Origin of the sequence: Allomesorhizobium camelthorni (assembly GCF_011045125.1) — a bacterium.
Classification (GTDB): Bacteria; Pseudomonadota; Alphaproteobacteria; order Rhizobiales; family Rhizobiaceae; genus Allomesorhizobium; species Allomesorhizobium camelthorni.
This window is the reverse complement of sequence record NZ_JAAKZF010000101.1, coordinates 1-15,664: the sequence shown is the minus strand read 5'-3', so window position 1 is coordinate 15,664 and position 15,664 is coordinate 1. Positions and strand designations below refer to the sequence as shown.

18 protein-coding genes, 3 pseudogenes and 1 riboswitch are annotated in these 15,664 nt (G+C 63.2%); of the genes and pseudogenes, 9 read left to right on the top strand and 12 right to left on the bottom strand.

Going from position 1 to position 15,664, the window contains the following annotated elements:
* Window positions 1-196: 196 nt before the first annotated feature.
* The 5 genes and pseudogenes from G6N73_RS31285 to G6N73_RS31265 all read left to right on the top strand — a co-directional run.
* Window positions 197-346: pseudogene (locus G6N73_RS31285) on the top strand (ATP-binding protein); the annotation flags it as partial.
* Window positions 347-547: 201 nt separating this feature from the next.
* Window positions 548-859, top strand: coding sequence for a DUF6522 family protein (locus tag G6N73_RS31280; protein ID WP_165033826.1), 312 nt, complete (start codon window positions 548-550; stop codon window positions 857-859).
* On the top strand, window positions 850-1,257 hold the full coding sequence (locus tag G6N73_RS31275; protein ID WP_165033825.1) for a LexA family transcriptional regulator: 408 nt from the start codon (window positions 850-852) through the stop codon (window positions 1,255-1,257). The genes G6N73_RS31280 and G6N73_RS31275 overlap by 10 nt, the downstream gene beginning before the upstream one ends.
* Window positions 1,247-1,633 carry an FAD-dependent oxidoreductase gene (locus G6N73_RS31270; RefSeq protein ID WP_246252722.1) on the top strand — a complete coding sequence of 129 codons (387 nt, stop codon included), beginning with the start codon at window positions 1,247-1,249 and terminating at the stop codon, window positions 1,631-1,633. The genes G6N73_RS31275 and G6N73_RS31270 overlap by 11 nt, the downstream gene beginning before the upstream one ends.
* A gap of 116 nt (window positions 1,634-1,749) precedes the next feature.
* On the top strand, window positions 1,750-1,974 hold the full coding sequence (locus G6N73_RS31265) for a hypothetical protein (protein WP_165033824.1): 225 nt from the start codon (window positions 1,750-1,752) through the stop codon (window positions 1,972-1,974).
* Window positions 1,975-2,083: 109 nt separating this feature from the next.
* Here G6N73_RS31265 and G6N73_RS31260 read toward each other — a convergent pair whose 3' ends face one another.
* From G6N73_RS31260 to G6N73_RS31245, 4 genes are all read right to left on the bottom strand, one after another.
* The gene (locus G6N73_RS31260) at window positions 2,084-2,824 is read right to left on the bottom strand and encodes an energy-coupling factor transporter transmembrane component T family protein (protein ID WP_165033823.1); all 741 of its coding nucleotides are present in this window, start codon (window positions 2,822-2,824) and stop codon (window positions 2,084-2,086) included.
* Window positions 2,818-4,500: an ABC transporter ATP-binding protein gene (locus G6N73_RS31255; RefSeq protein WP_165033822.1), complete on the bottom strand. Its 1,683-nt coding sequence runs from the start codon at window positions 4,498-4,500 to the stop codon at window positions 2,818-2,820. The genes G6N73_RS31260 and G6N73_RS31255 overlap by 7 nt, the downstream gene beginning before the upstream one ends.
* Complete coding sequence (locus tag G6N73_RS31250) at window positions 4,475-5,059, bottom strand: ECF transporter S component (protein ID WP_165033821.1); 585 nt, start codon at window positions 5,057-5,059, stop codon at window positions 4,475-4,477. Before G6N73_RS31250 ends, G6N73_RS31255 begins: the two co-directional genes overlap by 26 nt.
* Before the next feature lie 40 nt (window positions 5,060-5,099).
* Window positions 5,100-5,708, bottom strand: coding sequence for a YkoF family thiamine/hydroxymethylpyrimidine-binding protein (locus G6N73_RS31245; RefSeq protein ID WP_165033820.1), 609 nt, complete (start codon window positions 5,706-5,708; stop codon window positions 5,100-5,102).
* Window positions 5,700-5,813: riboswitch (TPP riboswitch) on the bottom strand. It overlaps the preceding gene by 9 nt.
* Window positions 5,814-6,088: 275 nt before the next feature.
* Here G6N73_RS31245 and G6N73_RS31240 point away from each other — a divergent pair.
* Window positions 6,089-6,316: pseudogene (locus G6N73_RS31240) on the top strand (heavy-metal-associated domain-containing protein); the annotation flags it as partial.
* A gap of 113 nt (window positions 6,317-6,429) precedes the next feature.
* Here the strand turns inward: G6N73_RS31240 and queE are convergent.
* The 6 genes from queE to G6N73_RS31210 all read right to left on the bottom strand — a co-directional run bounded on the left by queE (window position 6,430) and on the right by G6N73_RS31210 (window position 11,245).
* Window positions 6,430-7,167 (bottom strand): 7-carboxy-7-deazaguanine synthase QueE, encoded by a 738-nt coding sequence (gene queE, locus G6N73_RS31235; protein ID WP_165033819.1) that lies wholly within the window; start codon window positions 7,165-7,167, stop codon window positions 6,430-6,432.
* The gene (gene queD, locus G6N73_RS31230; RefSeq protein ID WP_165033818.1) at window positions 7,164-7,520 is read right to left on the bottom strand and encodes a 6-carboxytetrahydropterin synthase QueD; all 357 of its coding nucleotides are present in this window, start codon (window positions 7,518-7,520) and stop codon (window positions 7,164-7,166) included. The genes queE and queD overlap by 4 nt, the downstream gene beginning before the upstream one ends.
* Window positions 7,520-8,218: a 7-cyano-7-deazaguanine synthase QueC gene (gene queC / locus G6N73_RS31225; RefSeq protein ID WP_165033817.1), complete on the bottom strand. Its 699-nt coding sequence runs from the start codon at window positions 8,216-8,218 to the stop codon at window positions 7,520-7,522. Before queC ends, queD begins: the two co-directional genes overlap by 1 nt.
* 447 nt (window positions 8,219-8,665) lie before the next feature.
* Entirely contained in the window at window positions 8,666-9,277 is a 612-nt protein-coding gene (locus G6N73_RS31220; protein WP_107653061.1) for a hypothetical protein, read from the bottom strand.
* A 377-nt stretch (window positions 9,278-9,654) separates the two neighbouring features.
* Window positions 9,655-10,806 carry an RHE_PE00001 family protein gene (locus G6N73_RS31215; RefSeq protein WP_165033816.1) on the bottom strand — a complete coding sequence of 384 codons (1,152 nt, stop codon included), beginning with the start codon at window positions 10,804-10,806 and terminating at the stop codon, window positions 9,655-9,657.
* 223 nt (window positions 10,807-11,029) lie between these two features.
* Entirely contained in the window at window positions 11,030-11,245 is a 216-nt protein-coding gene (locus G6N73_RS31210) for a hypothetical protein (RefSeq protein WP_165033812.1), read from the bottom strand.
* Here G6N73_RS31210 and G6N73_RS31205 point away from each other — a divergent pair.
* Together G6N73_RS31205 and G6N73_RS31200 are read left to right on the top strand one after the other, a co-directional pair.
* Entirely contained in the window at window positions 11,160-12,260 is a 1,101-nt protein-coding gene (locus G6N73_RS31205) for a hypothetical protein (protein WP_165033815.1), read from the top strand. The genes G6N73_RS31210 and G6N73_RS31205 overlap by 86 nt on opposite strands.
* 9 nt (window positions 12,261-12,269) lie before the next feature.
* Entirely contained in the window at window positions 12,270-13,439 is a 1,170-nt protein-coding gene (locus G6N73_RS31200; RefSeq protein WP_165033814.1) for a site-specific integrase, read from the top strand.
* Window positions 13,440-13,768: 329 nt separating this feature from the next.
* Here G6N73_RS31200 and G6N73_RS31195 read toward each other — a convergent pair whose 3' ends face one another.
* Entirely contained in the window at window positions 13,769-14,572 is an 804-nt protein-coding gene (locus tag G6N73_RS31195) for a transporter substrate-binding domain-containing protein (RefSeq protein ID WP_165033813.1), read from the bottom strand.
* 98 nt (window positions 14,573-14,670) lie between these two features.
* Between G6N73_RS31195 and G6N73_RS38430 the strand changes: the two are divergent.
* Window positions 14,671-14,913: pseudogene (locus tag G6N73_RS38430) on the top strand (protein-L-isoaspartate(D-aspartate) O-methyltransferase); the annotation flags it as partial.
* A 6-nt stretch (window positions 14,914-14,919) separates the two neighbouring features.
* Here G6N73_RS38430 and G6N73_RS31185 read toward each other — a convergent pair.
* Window positions 14,920-15,664: DnaB-like helicase C-terminal domain-containing protein (locus G6N73_RS31185; RefSeq protein WP_281353003.1), on the bottom strand; the 745-nt coding region annotated here is incomplete at its 5' end.

Sequence of the window (15,664 nt, the reverse complement as noted above, 5' to 3'; positions counted from 1 at the left end):
CCCCGAACACGATGTCGAGCGAGCCGATGATCGCCGAGATATCGGCAAGCATGTGCCCGCGTCGCTGGCCTTTCCGTCGTCCTGTCTATAGCGTGCTTGCTGCGATCGTCGCATCCTGCAACGCTCGCACCACGCAGCCTGTATACGCCTTTGGCACTCGAATGATAAGAGTGCCAAAGATTCTTCGTCTCCGCGCAACTGGCACGACGCCATAGGCGATCCCACCCTCGGTGACGCGATTTTGGACCGCCTCGTTCACAGCGCTCACCGCCTTCAACTCACCGGAGAAAGCATGCGAAAACAGAACGCCCGCACGCACGCTCTTGACGGCGCCTCAAACTCCTGAACCAATCACCAAGTCGATCGAAGCGACCGCTCATGATCGCGTGAAATATGTGCTCACCATCAAATGAAATGAGCGCTCACCATCCCGTGAAATGGCCGTTCACGATCAGCGAAATGCGCAGGCAAGCGACGCTGGCGCCGAGAGAGATGGCAGAGCTCTGCGTCTATTTCGAACCCGCACCAAGCGCGACGAGGCCGTGAAATGATCCAGCGCGATGCCCATCCGATATGCGTCAACGACGGCGTGGTCACCATCGATGCGGCGGTCCTGGCACCGAAGCTCGGGCTGAGCGTTGGCGCATTGCAAACAGAGATGCGCCGGGGCACCGTGCTCGGCGTCGTCGAGCGGGGACAGGACGAGGACGCAGGCCGGATCCGTCTCACCTTTCGCCACGGCTCTTGCACCTGGGGCGTCGTTGTCGAGCCCGACGGCAGGCTCGCCGACACCCCGCCTCCGGTTGGACAGAGGGTCGCAACCCTCTTCGACCTTGCACGGAGGGCCGCATGGGACTGAACACACCGGCCTCAAACGCACCGGATCTCACGGAGAGGCTTCGGGCGCAGCTTCGAAGGGTGGCTCAGCGCGGGGTTCCGATCACGTATCAGGAGCTTGCCCAGAGCTTGGGCCTCGAGCCTCCGAACACGATCCACCAGCTGACGAGTTTACTCGAGGCGCTGATGGAGGAGGACGCGACGGCCGAGCGCCCGTTCATCGCGGCTCTCGTCGTCAGCAAGGCCAGACGTGGTCTGCCGGCTCTCGGCTTCTTCGACTGCGCGCGTCGGCTGGGCCGGTGCGACGGCGATGATGGTGATGTCGAAGCCTGGGCCTATCACGCGCAAGAGTTCGCTGCGGCGGTCGCGTACTGGCGCGACGCTGAGCCCGGTACGAGAGATCGACCGCATGATTATTGAGCAGCCCACACATCGGCAATGTTCTGCACCTGCGGCCGGCGCGGAACGGCGTCGGCTGCAGGTTATCATCGTCGGTGCCGGCTTCGGCGGGCTGACCGCCGCCCGGGCGCTCAAGCGAGCGACGGTCGACATCACCCTGGTCGACCGGCGCAACCATCATCTCTCCCAGCCGCTCCTCTACCAGGTGGCGGCCGCCGGCCTGTCGCCCGGCCGATCCGCCGCCTCTTTCGACGCCAGCCCAATGTTCGGGTTCTGCTCGGTGAGGTCACGGGCGTGGACCGAGAGCGGAAGCTTGTCCGAAATCGGCGCCCGCTCGCTTCTCTACGACATGCTGATCGTCGCGACGGGGGGCGAGCCACGCCTATTTCGGGCATGACGGCTGGGCGCCCCATGCGCCGGGCCTCAAGAGCATCTAGGATGCGACGGAAATCGGCCTGCGCATCCTGCTCGCCTTCGAACGCGCGCGGAGATGGAGAGCGACCCGGCTGAACGGTGCCGGCTCCTGACGCCGCGCTGGCGCGGAATGCCGATGGTCAGCCACTGCCGGGCATTGCCCCGGTGGCCAAGCAGCAGGGTGCCTATGTCGCACGGGTCACCGCAGCGCGCGCGGCCGGCAAGGAGCCGCGGCCCTTCCGCTACCACGACAGCGGACTCCTTGCGACGATCGGACGGCGCGCGGCTGATTACCGGTCGTTCATCGCCGCCACGGCCGGGTGATCACAGCGACAGAAAAGAAGCCGACAACGACTTCCCTTTTCAAATGCTGTCCGTTGAGCCAATTCGCGCAAGCGGCGACGTCATCGATCGTTTGACCCATGAACAACGCTCATCCTCGCGAACGCGCCCATGAAATGCACAGCACCAGCGCAGTAAGCGCGATAGCGATGAAGGCAAGGTCACGGCGACGAAAGCGCGGCGCGGCGATCACTGTGCGCGGCGCGCCTGGTGTGAGGCCGCGCGCCTCCATAGCGATTGCCGCTCGCCCCGCGCGACGGATAGCGAAGGCGAGGAGCGGGATGACGAGGCGGAACATTTCGAAAGGACCCGGAAAGCGGCGCGGCGGCCTTCCCCGCTTCATGGCGCGCGCCAGACGGATTTGCTGCGCCTCCGCCGCAAGGTCCGGCACGAGCTGCATGGCCGAGAACAGCGAATAGCCGATCTGTGGCGAAAGCCGCCAGTGGACCATCAGGGTCCTCACGAACGCGCCAGGATCGGTCGTCAACGCAAAAAGCGCGGACACCATGCCGCAGGCGATCGCGCGCAGGAAAAGCGTGATGCCCGCCGAGAATGCGGGCGAGGCGAGCAGGGATTCGCCTGCCATGCGCAGTGCGAAATTGCTCTCCTGGCGAAACAGCACGCTCGTCGTCAGAAAGCCGAAGCCGAACAGCGCGAAGGGAATCATCAGCGCCAGAACCAGAACCGGCGAGGTCCGGTCGAGCACGATCAGAGCGAGCGCGGCGATGACGATCGTGGCGATCTGGAAGCGCGCGTCGAAGATCAGGACCGCAGCCGCGATCCAGATCATGCACACGACGAGCTTGCCCAGCGGATGCAGCGCGCTCAACATTCTGGTGCCCGTTCCAGCCAGCGCATGGCAGGCGCGATCGCCGGCTCGGCAAGCCCCGCTCGCTTCAGGATCTCGGCGTCGAACAGAAGTTGCGCCGTCGGACCTTCGGCGAGAAGGCCACCTTCGCCAACGATCACGGAGCGCGCGCAAAGACGCAGCGCGAAGTCCATATCGTGCGTGATGATCGCGATCGCCCGGCCGCTATTTCGCAGCGCTTCGGCATGCTTGCTCATCATCGCCGCGCCGTTGGCGTCGAGGCCGGCCAGGGGCTCGTCGAGAACGAGAAGCGGCCAGCGGTCACCTGCCGTCAGCGTCGCCAACGCAAGCCGCCGCTTCTGGCCTTGCGAGAGTTCGAACGGGTGGCGATCCTGCGGCCCGGCCAGATCCCAGGCCGCGAGGATTTCATCCACCTGCCGGGCATGGTCGGACCGCAGCGCGGATCTTGGTAGTGATGTCGCAATCTCCTCGCGCGCCGTGCCGGCGACGAACTGGTTCTCTGGCTTCTGAAACGCGATGCCCCCCGGCGCTCCTTCCCGCCGTCCGCGCTTCAGCTTCAAGAGACCGGCGAGGCTCGCGCCCAGCGTCGACTTGCCAGCGCCGTTGGCGCCGAGAATGCCGAGGATTTCACCGGCGCGCAGGTCGACGCTTACATTGCGCAGCACGGTCGGACCAAGGAATGGCGCGCAATCGGCCGCCACCAGCCGTGCGACGATCTCTTGTTCGCCCGCGTCCTCAAAAGGGCGGGCCGAATTGGCTGCCACGAAGGCGGCGACTGCCGTGCGCGCCTTCCTGACGATTGCCGACGAAGCGCCTTCAAGGTGGCGGATGGCGTCGTCCACGGCAAGCGGCGGATCGGCTGGCGCAAGTCCGACCTTCTGCAGTTCGGCATCGAGGAAACTCGCAAGCGGGCGCCAGATGCCGAGCGCGTCGAGCTGATCGCGCTTGTCGCGGAAGAGCGCGCCCGGCGACCCTTCGGCGACGATCGTTCCTCCGTTCCCGAGTACCGCCACGCGGTCCACCAAGCCGATCAGGTGATCGAGACGGTGGTCTACGATCAGCACGCTCCGCGCTTCATTGGTCTCCATGAGCAGGCGATGAAGCCGGTTGGCCGCTTCCGGCGCCAGGTGAGCCGTCGGTTCGTCGGCCACGAAGAGCGGCGCGTCCTGCGCCAGTGTCGCGGCCAGCGCCACGAGTTGCCGCTCGCCGCCCGAAAGGGTCATGGTGCGACGCGGGCGCCACTCCTCGGGAAGGCCGACGCGGCGCATCGCTTTGGCCACCTTCTGGGCGATGAGCTTTTCGGGCAGCGCACGGTTTTCCAGCGCGAAGGCGATCTCGTCTTCCACCCGCATGCCGCACAATGTCTGGTCTGCGTCCTGGAAGAACTGAGCCACGGTCGCCGCCCAGCCGGAGGGCTTGCGCTCTTTTACGGGTTGGCCGAACAGTCGTATCGAGCCCTCGACGTGCGCCGGGATGCTCTGCGGAATGAGCCCGGTCAGCGTTTGCAGGAGCGTCGACTTGCCTGAACCCGAAGGCCCGAGCAGCAGCAGCCGTTCGCCTGCCTCCACCGTGAGCTTGACGGGCCCGACGGCGGCCTTGTCCGCGAAGGGATAGCGGACCGCAACATCCTGCCAGTGTGCCGGCCTTGCCGCGTCAGGCGCGTGCGGTTCGCTTGGCATGATCGATCGCGAGACCCGACAGAACGCCGGTCCGGTAGAGCGCCTCCACTATTGCGTGCCCGAGTAGCCCGCCTAGCAGCGCGCCGCTCAGGCATCGCAGAACGAACATGACGATGAGCAAGCCGGGCGCCAGCGCGCCGTAATCGAAGCGGATCCAGGTGTAAATGAAGGAGAACACGGCCGCGCCTACGCCCGCCGCCATGAGAACGGGGAGTGTGTATTTGCGCCAGCTGGTCGCCGCGAAGACCACTTCCGCACCTGCTCCCTGAACCGCGCCGGTGACGAGGAGGAGCAGGCCCGCCGGACTGCCGAGCATGATCTGCACCGCCGCGGCCAGCACCTCGGAGGTGAATGCCACGCCCGGTTTGCGGATGATGGCGGCCGCGATGATGGAGGCGATGAACCAGAAGCCCATCACCACGTCCATGGTCACCGGGCCGAAGATCGCTTGCGCGATAAGCCAGATCTGCACCCAGCCGAGATAGAGAACGCCAAAGACCGCGCCGAGGACGGCGACGATCAGAGTTTCACGGAGAGTCCAAGTGTGTTGGTCGTTCATTGCTGCGAACCTTCAGGCGAGAGAAAAGAAAGTCACAAATCTAGGCAGCCGTCCGGCTGTTGGCCGAGACCGTAAGGTCGAGCGCAACATGGCCCTGCGGCGCGCCGAAGCGCAGGAAGGCCTCGCTCAGTGTAGCAAAGACGGGCCCCGCATCGCCCCTGAGCTTGGTGCAGAAATTCTTCGACCGATTGAAGACCCCCGACGATTTGAGGAAATCGACGCAGCCGTAGATTTCGTCCATGTGGTGGCCCTCGCCCAGCGGATAGAGCGAGAATTGCGCGGCAACGATCTGGCCGCTCGTTTCGGCGCGGGTCACGGCGTTCCGGGCCTCTGCGATCCGCTCCACAAGCGGCAGGTCGTTCCCGCTGGCGGTCATTGGCGTGCAGATGGGATCGTCGGGCTCTCCGGGACAGCCGCGCGAGACGGTGGCCGACAGCACGCAATGCTTGCCGCTTCGTGCAGCCGACACGAACAGATCGCGCATGGCGGGAAAGAGCTGATCGGGCGGCCCCACGATCAGGGTCGAAACGTCGTCTGTCTCGATCCTGAAAAAGGGCCGGTAGGGTTCGAGCGCCTCGATGGCCTTGAGAATGACGTCGACGAAATCGTCCGACATCGGATAAAGGGAAATTTGTGCACCAGAAAACATCGGTCGCCTCGCTCCGCTGGTATTATCCAGATCAGCTTTTAGGGTCCGGAGGCATGACGCCTCGCATCTCAGCCCCGGCAATACGGAGCACCCCTGTCGGATGGCTAAAGCTTACCATCCGTTCTCGTTGTGGCGCAACCCGAGCAATGACGAAAGCCAGAGGCTGTCGGCTCCAAGCTTGAAATCGAACGTAAGTTGGCCGCAGGAAGGTTTTGCCTATACGCTCCCCTACCGACGCTTCGCCGACACCCTCACGGATGCCTGCGCACGGCTCGGGGCCGATGTGGGTCGCTACTCCTTCATCGCAGTGGACTCTCACCACCTACTCCTTGCCGGTCTCCCGGCGCACTAACCCGGATTCAAAGCCGTGGAGGTTCATCATGGCTGCGACCGAACAACAGACCCGTTGTCGCGTGGAAGGCATGGATTGCGCCGGCTGTGCAAGCAAGATCGATACGGCCGTGCCGCGGATGCCTGGTGTGCAGGACGTGGCGGTTTCGGTCACAGCCGGCGCCATGACGATCAAGCATGCGCCGAAAAGCGACCTCGCCGCGATCGAGAAAAAGGTGACGGGCCTCGGTTATGCAGTCGCCCAGCTGAAGGGCAAACCGAACAGAACCTTTTCCAGCACGGCATTTTCGGGTGCGTTGCTGCCGCCCAATTGGGTGAGATTACTATAGATGTCTGCCTCGCTCCTCATCGGCGATCCTTGTTGAGCGGGCTAGACGCCCCGTTTGTTGCCCCAGAGCAGAACATGAAGCTGCGGCAGCACGCGCGCCTCGAACCACCTGTCACGCGTCACCTTTTCCACCAGCCATTCCATGCGCTTCATCACGCCGTCCATATCGATGAACGCGTCTTCGTCACCAGGGCGCGGCGGCGTGTGATTGCCGGGCTGCAGATAGACGGGCAGTTGCGGATAGCGCGCGGCGGCATCTTTGGCATAGGCGTAGTCCCTATCGTCGAACACGACGAGCTTGAGCGCCATCTGCGGCTTGTCCTGCGCCGCCTCAACGCAAGCGTCGAACGCGGCCCAATCTGTCGTCATTTCGCTTGAGGGCGGCTTGGGGCTGAGCACCAGCACGTCGAGATTGGCGAACCAGTCCTTGGCCACCGAACCTTGGGTTTCCAACGCAAAGCGGTAGCCCTCGCCATGCCCGCATTCGATCAGCGCGCCAAGCGGCTGGATGGCCGGATTGCCGCCCGACAGCGACACCATCACGGACCGGCCACCGGAAAGCGCCCTGACCTTTTGCCAGACCGCCTCGGTGGACATTGTCTCCCATTCGTGGCGGAAGCGACTGTCCACCGCATACAGGCTGTCGCACCAGGAGCAGCGATAGTCGCACCCGCCCGTTCTTACGAACACCGTCGGCAAGCCGATCAGCATGCCTTCGCCCTGAATGGTGGGCCCGAAAATCTCGCTCACGCGGATTCCAGGATCTAACAAGCAAGTCATGGCCGGTATTCCGCCCAGGTTTTCGGCGTCTCGCTCACCCGCACGGCCGAGGCCTCGGGTAGCCGCGCCTTGCACCAGTCGTAGAAATGCCTAGCCAGACATTCCGCCGTGACATGGTCATGCCCCAGCACGTCGTTGAGATGCCGATGGTCGAACGTCTCGTCGATGTAGTGCTTGAGCGCGGCTAGGTCGTGATAGTCGCGCACAAAGCCATGTTCGTCCAGTTCGCCCGCCGAAAGCTCTACTTCGATGATGTAGTTGTGCCCGTGCAGGCGCGCGCACTGATGGTCGGGCGGTAAGGAGGTAAGCTGATGCGAGGCCGAGAAGTGGAACTCTTTGGTAATGCGGAACATCACGCGCTCCTTTTCCAGATAGCGTGAAGCCAGAAGTCGGAGTCCTCGTAGTCTGTCGGGTCGGCAATGCCAGCCAAATCGAATGCTTCGCGCCGTTCGACGCATGTCCCGCAGCGACCGCAATGACGTGCGCCGCCCTTGTAGCACGACCAGGTCGCTTCAAATGGCGTGTTGTGCCTTGCCCCGTCCGCAACTATGTCCGCCTTCGAGATATTCACATAAGGAGCGTAAAGACGAATATCGGCATAGCCGTCGAGCGCATGGTTCTGCATCGTCTGGAAGGCATTGATGAAACCAGGACGGCAATCGGGATAGATGAAGTGATCCCCACCGTGCACGGCTGTTGCTACCGCGTCGGCCTTCTGCGCGGCGGCAACGCCAAAGGCGATGGCCAGCATGATGGCGTTCCGGTTTGGCACCACCGTGACCTTCATGGTGTCTTCTGCATAGTGCCCGTCGGGCACGTCCAAATCATCGGTCAACGCCGAGCCGGAAAGGCTGCGGCCAATTTCGCGGATGTCAATGATTCGTTGCGGAACCTCCAGCCGCTCCGCACAAGCGGCGGCAAAGCGCAGTTCCTTCCTGTGCCGTTGGCCGTAGTCGAAGGAGAGGAGGCCGGCAAGCTCGTGTTCCGCCCTTACCTTGTGAGCAAGCGAAACGGAGTCCAATCCGCCCGAGCAGATGACGATAGTCTTCATGGCTTGAATCCTTGTTTTGACCGGGTAAGGCTGCGACCGGAGATTTCTCTACGCTCCCAGTACTCCAAGGAGCCGGTTTTGTGAATGGGGGCGGATGCGATTGAGGTGCACGTGCTTGGTATCGGATTCCCAAGATGACTTGGGAGAACTCCTCAGCGGGTGGCGAGCGCACTCGCCGGCGCAGTGCTGCATTCGCGGCTTCGATGAGGATGACGACGGCGATCACCGCGAGGGTGACGGTCGCGGCCTTCTCGTATTGAAACGAGCAGATATAGATCTGGATGTAGAAGCCGATTCCGCCAGCACTCCCAAGCTATCCGATCGGCAGCAGAGTAACTCAAGCCGGGGTCGGCAGATAACTACATGGCCATAATGCACAGCTTCGCGGTCGCCGGGCCAAGTTGGCCAAAATCACAGCTTCGAGCCGACTGGACCGACTCACTACGTTCAGGCGTTTTCCTTGATGTATGCCACGGCAATAGCGGTGTAGTCGCCGAATGTCATCTCGGCTCTTGCAAGTCCTTGCTGCCCTAAGATCGCGGGTAAGGCTTCTTGGAACATAGCGAACTCGTCGGCGATCTTCATTCCGCCCGGTACAGTGGTCGACCTTGATTGAGTGCGCAACCAAGTTGCCACTTCACGCACCGCGATCGAAACGTCGCCATTGTGCGAGTGAATATCCTGGCCGGCGAGGTCGGAAACAAACCGCTGAAATCGATATTGCTCACGGTCAAGGATTAGGGTCTTTTTCTTTTTTTGATCGCCGTCGCCAAAGCGTCTGGCACCGAGGAAAAGGCCGAGTTCGAGCGGCATATTGAAACGAGGCAGAGGAGGATTGCCGCTGGTTTCAGTTCGCGAAATATCATGGATGCCATAGCGGCATTCCTCCACGATTTGCTGAATCTTCGAGAAGCGGTTCTCTCCCGCGTCGTCAGATTCGGTCGCGCACCGCGCGCGGAATCCTGACCGGATCACAGTAAAAACTATCGCGTGGAATAGGGGTTCAAATTCGGCGTCGAAGGCACAGTTGATGAACACATTGCGCGGATGCGCAGCCATCAATGATTCTTACTGCTCGATAAGCGGCCGTCGCTCCCCTTCACTTCCTTGATCGTGCCGCGTATCTCACTTTGCGTGAAATGCGTCGGCTTGGTGGCAGGCTTCAGGATCACAACCCCGTCACTGGTCCGTCCAACCGAATTGGCGCCCTTCGTAGTGACAAACTGGCCTGATGACGCCGAGCGCCGAGCGGTAGTTGCATGTTTCGCCATGGTCCAGATATGGAGCAAGCAGCGCGCGGGCGCAAGGTCTCGCGGTAACGTCTGACCCAAGAAGTGGGATGCCTGTTTCCGCTGCCAAGACGACGCGACTCGCAATAGCACTGTGGTGCCGGTCGCACGCCGGGGTGCCAGACGATCTTTCCGCGCGCACAGGAGCTATCCGAGGATTCCCCACGCCCGGTAACGTCCCCTGCCCGTGATCTCGCGCAGGCCGAGTTCGGCGACGAGATTAAGCGCACCACGCGTCGTCACCTTCAGGTCCTTTTCGATCATCGCGCTGGAGACGAGCGGCCGCGAAAGAACAAGTTCGACGAGTTGCGGCAGCTTCGAATGTCCCCGCCGGCCGCGCAGGCGGCGCCCCATCTGTTCTCGGGCGAGCATCAGCCGATCGTGTTCCTTCAGCCCGGCGACGGCCGCTTCAGTGACGCCCTCCAGAAATCCGATCAGCCGCGCCGTCCTGTCGCGGGCGCGCCGCCTTTCGCGCGGAATGGCGCGCAGCCCGGTGTTGAGACAGACGAGGTGGGCGCTCGTTTTTCGGGCCTGCCTGAGCATGGCGCCGACGAGCAGTTGTCCGAGCCAGGGCAGATGCTGAAGCGGTTCTTTTGTTTCCCACGCATCCCATAGCAGGGCGGCGCTCAGCACGGGCGGCTGGCCAGTGGTCCGGTTCAACACGGCCCGCCAGTCCGACAGCCGTTCCTCCTCGTCCCAGTCGGGATCGTAGACGAGCGGATTTTTTTCGCCCATCGGAACCTGTTGCGGTGGCGACACCGGCGCGGCGGCGAGCCCGTCGAGCACCTTCCGCGTGCGATCGAGCAGCGCATCGATAGCGGCAAATTCGGCGCCGAGGCCATCGTTCAGATCGTCGTTGGCCGACTCATCCGCCTCTTCATCGCCGGCGCCCTCCGCTGCCGTCGCATGAATCTCCGGTGACGAAGCGTCCTGGGTGCCAGCGCCACGCCCGCGCAATTGTCTTAGGCCGTTCGGGCTCAGCGCCCAGTCCGGCCTGTTGGCAACAATCAGCCGCCGTGCCCGCAGCACCGCATGGGCACGGGTGAGCTCGTGGCTCGGCGTGCGGATGTCCATGTGGGTGTCGTGCAGGACCAGATCCTCGACATCGACAAGCTCGCCCTCGAGCCACAGCGCGGCGGCGGCGTCGTAGAAATGCGTGCGCGCGACAAAACCTTCGTGCACCGGACTTCTGGCCAGCCGCTCATCGAGGCGCGCCAAAGAATCCTCTGCGGTGACGAGCGGCCCCGCAAGCTCGCGCCACGGGATTGCATCAGTACCGTCAAGGACAAAAAGGGTCATCGGGCGTCGTTCCGGCCTTCGCTCTGGCGCGCCAATTGAAACCGTTAGGCAAAAATCGGCGCACCCGGTCGCGGGCCGCCGCCAGCCTCTCTTGATGCAAACTGGCGACGTCGTAAGCCATTGATATCGCTTTAGCTGATTCGACTTGCTGAAGCTATCTTGCACTTTGCTTCACTCACGCCGGGTCTTCCCGAGGCCCAATCTCACTATCGATAATCACCTCTTATCGATAGTGATTGATCTGGTCGCGCAAATCAGCCAGAATCGCACTCCAGACCGCTGCCGGCGACGTGCCGCACGGCCGAAAACGACGCGAGGCAGCGGCTTTTCCGCCGCGCGAGAGAGACACCGGCATGACCGAAGAAAAACCTGTCCGCCTGCCCGACGCCACCACGGCCGAAGCCGTGCTCGCCGGCTTGGATCCGGCCTTGGCCGACATCGAACTCGCCTCTGCCCTCTCGGCCGCCTTTCCGGGCTTTGATTTCACGACCGCAGGTGTCGACGATTTCTACTGGCGCGGCGACGCCCGCACCGTCCTGTCCGCCGACGGCACGCGGCTCGGCGACCATCGCGCCTGGGTGGAAAATGAGCTGACCAAAGTCGGCGGCGACCTCAACGCCTTCTGGAAGCGGCACCGATCGGGCGCACAAAACTTCGCCGAATGGCGTGGCGCCAGCGTCTTTGCCTTCGCCCCCACGGGCCCGGGCATCGCCGACTTCGTCCAGCTCTCGCTCGGCCGCGAGGTCGAGGTTTTGGCCGGCCCAGTGGTCGATCCCGACTACCGCCCCTACAGCGCCGACGATCTGTTCGAGCCGTCCTGGGTGCGGCGCGAGCCCGCCACGGACGCGCCGCTACTGTCCGGACCCGTCTACAGGCTGCGCGGCCGCACCGGCGGCGGCATCGTCCACATGCGCAGTTTTTTGGCGCGCCGGACGCGCATTGAACGCGAGCAGCGTCTAGCCAAACGGCCCGAACTCGAGGCTCGGGTCATCCATGAGGTCGGGCCTGCCGGCACGCGAGATATTCCGTTCCTGGACGCCAATCCCGGCTGGTTCGATTTCGTGCCGCGCGAGAACCGCCTTTTTGCCGACTGGGAGCGCTCGAGTGCTGCGGCCGACCGCATTTTTGGCCACTGGGCCTTCGACATTCATGACCTCGAGGGACGCGGCCAAAAACGCGAGATCGGATTTATCCCGCGGCCGCTGAAGAATCCGGCCGAGCGGCTGCTGGCCGACGCCGACGTCTCGGTGCACCGGCTGATGGAGCGCATCGAGGCGGTCGACCGAGAGGTGGGCCTGCCCTTCGCCTGGTTTTTTCTCATGACCCACGGCCACTGGGTCGATCCGGACGTCGGCCATGCGATCGCGAACGGCCTGCGCGCGGGCCGGGTGCGACTCCCGGACCGCGACGCCGCCGTGCTGCTGGCCTGGGCCGACAAGCCGTACCTGTTCTGAGCCGCCGCCATGGACGCCCGCCTTCCAAAGCCCCTACCCGACGTAAAACTGCGCCGCGCCGAGGCGCTCGATGCCTTGGATTCGGTGCTGCCCTTCGATCGCCGCGATTTTCTGGCCGGGCTGCTCACCGATGACGACGTCGAGACGCTACGGCACCTGGCGAAAGAAGGCATCGGCGAGAATTCCCTCCGGGCGCTGGCCTCCGACCTCGGCTATCTCGAGGCCTGGTCTTTGGCCGCGACAGGACAGCCGCTGCCGTGGCCGGCGCCGGAGGCGCTGCTGATCAAATTTGTCGCCCACCATCTCTGGGACCCTTCCAGGCGCGAGACCGATTCGGCGCACGGCATGCCCGGGGAGGTGGCGGCCGCGCTGAAGGCGCAAGGGCTTTTGCGCAGCGACGGTCCACACGCGCCCTCCACCGTGCGCCGGCGGCTGTCGAGCTGGTCGACGCTGACCAAATGGCGCGGCTTGCGTGGCAAATTCAACGCGCCGGGGCTGCAGAGCGCGATCAAGCTGGCGGTGCGCGCCAGCGCCCGCCAGCGCGGCCGCAAGAGCAAAAAGGCGGTGACCGCTGACATTCTGGCCGCCCTACTGCAAGCCTGCGCCGGCGAAAAACTCGTCGACCTGCGCGACCGTGCCCTTCTCATCACCGCCTTCGCCTCCGGCGGACGGCGCCGCAGCGAAATCTCTGCCCTGCGCGTCGAACAATTGGTCGAGGAAGACCCGGTTCCGGCCGATCCAAAGGCCCCCGACGGCGAAAAGCTGCCCTGCCTGTCGATCCGGCTCGGCCGCACAAAAACGACGCAGGCCGACAGCGACGCTTTCGTGCTGCTCGTCGGCCGGCCGGTGCTGGTCTTGAAAGACTGGCTCGAGCGCGTCGGAATATCGGAGGGCGCCGTGTTTCGCGGCATCGACCGCTGGGGCAATCTGGAACGGCGCGCGCTGACCCCGCAGGCCGTCAACCTGATCCTGAAGCGCCGCGTCGCCGAGGCCGGGCTCGATCCTGCGGCGTTCTCAGCCCACGGGCTGCGCTCCGGCTATCTCACCGAAACCGCCCGCCGCGGCATTCCGCTGCCCGAAGCCATGCAGCAGTCGCAGCACCGCTCGGTGCAGCAGGCCTCGAACTACTACAACGACGCCGAGCGGACGCTCGGGCGCGCGGCGCGGGTGATCGTCTGACCGGTTAGAGGCGCCGTGATGACATGATCCTTCTTTTGATGGTTGAGTCATCCGTTTATCCTCGCAATTCGGGAATTGCACTCCATAACTGCAAGGATGATCGAGCGCCGGCACAGCAGCCGACCTTAGCGAACTGCTCGACAACCCTCTCGCGACCTACGGGGAAGGCCAAAGATCGACCCATCATGGTCACTCTCATCTTGCTGACGGCCTTTCCGAGCAGCAACAGGGACGGGCGGCGCGAGTGATCGTCTGACCCGCCTTGGCAGCCCGGCCGCGCCTTTCCGATCGCGACGCCAGTCGCCAGAAACTTTCCACCACGATGGTCGCTACTTGACGTGAGCGTCGTAGATGCGGTCGAACTCACCCGTCGCCTTGGCGAGATGAACCCACTGGTCGACATACGCCTTGAAGATGACGTCACCCTCAGGAAGCATGTAGCCCATTTCACCATATTGGAGCGGCTTCTCGGGATTGATCGCGCAAAGACCAGGGTGGAGTTTCTCCTGCAACTCGGTTTCTACCGATTCGGCGATCATAATGTCAGCTTTGCCATCGAGAATTTGCTGGAAAATCGTGACATTGTCCGGGTAGATCTCAATTCTAGCGTCGCTGAGTTTCTCGCGCACGAATTTCTCATTGGTCCCGCCGGGATTAACAATCACCGTCACATCCGGCTTGTCGATATCGGCAATGGTTTGGAACTTCGCCTCGTCCTCACAGCGCGCAATCGGCGCCTTGCCGTTGACGAGATAGGGATCGCTGAAAAACACCTGCTTCTGACGTTCCAGGGTCACCGATATGCCGCCCATCGCGATGTCACAGTTGCCGGCGGTAAAATCGGGCAGCAACGTCTTCCATGTCGTCGCCACGAATTCCGCTTCGACCCCTAGTGAACTCGCCAGAGATTTCGCCAGATCGATATCGATGCCCTGATAGCTGTTCGCGGTTTTGTCATGAAAGGTGAAGGGCTTGTAGTCGCCGGTCGTACAAACGCGCAGCTTGCCGTTCTTAACAATCGCATCAAGCTGATTTTCTGCGTCCCTGCTCTGCGCAGTCGCCGGAGGCGCCAACAATGCCACGACAAGGGCGGCGGCGAGCGCCACGACAAACGGCGAGGCAAGAGCTTTCATGGATTTGATCTCCGTTGGAAAAGCAGCGATTCAAGCTTCGAGAAATGGTCGGCAAAGGTCAATAACTCTTTCCTGGGCAATCGCCCCACCGTGATCCTATCGGCACCGGCCTGGGCTGCCAAACCGCAATCCTCGCGGAATTCGCCGGGCAAGTTTGGAGCGTCGAAATCATCGCGGACCGCACGCCGGCATGAGCAGCTCAAGCCGGGGGACGCTTGGTTCTGCCTGTGGGATCTGAAGACGCGCAGTTGCTGACTGTCATGGACAAGGATGCGGCAGGACAACTCAAGGCTCGGAAACTCATCCCGGTTCGGTTCAGCCGGCTCGAAGCGGTCCAATGAGCTCCGCTACTCATACCGTTCGGGCAGATGATGCTCTTCCGCCAGGTCGGAGAAGCGGGTGAATTCGCCGGTGAAGGCCAGCGACACCGTGCCGGTGGGGCCGTGGCGCTGCTTGGCGATGATGACTTCGGCCTTGCCGCGGACCTCGTTCATGTCGGCCTCCCACTGCGTGTATTCGAGCGTGCCGGGCTTTGGCTCCTTGTTCTTGAGATAATATTCCTCGCGGTAGACGAAGAGCACGACGTCGGCGTCCTGCTCGATCGAGCCGGATTCGCGCAAATCCGATAGCTGCGGGCGCTTGTCGTCGCGGCTTTCGACCTGACGCGACAGCTGCGACAGCGCGATGATCGGCACGCCGAGTTCCTTGCCGAGCGCCTTGAGGCCGGTGGTGATTTCGGTGATTTCCTGCACGCGGTTCTGCGAGGCTTTCGCGGAAGAGCCCTGCATGAGCTGGATATAGTCGATGACGATGACGTCGAGGCCGCGCTGGCGCTTCAGCCGCCTTGCGCGCGCCGCAAGCTGCGCGATCGAGATGCCGCCGGTCTGGTCGATGAACAGCGGGATCTTCTGCATGGTCTGCGAGCAGCCGACGAGTTTTTCGAAATCGGTCTCGGTGATCTCGCCGCGGCGTATCTTCGACGAGGGGATTTCCGTCTGCTCGGAAATGATACGGGTGGCGAGCTGCTCGGACGACATTTCGAGCGAGAAGAAGCCGATGACGCCGCCATTGGCGGCCTTGAACGAGCCGTCG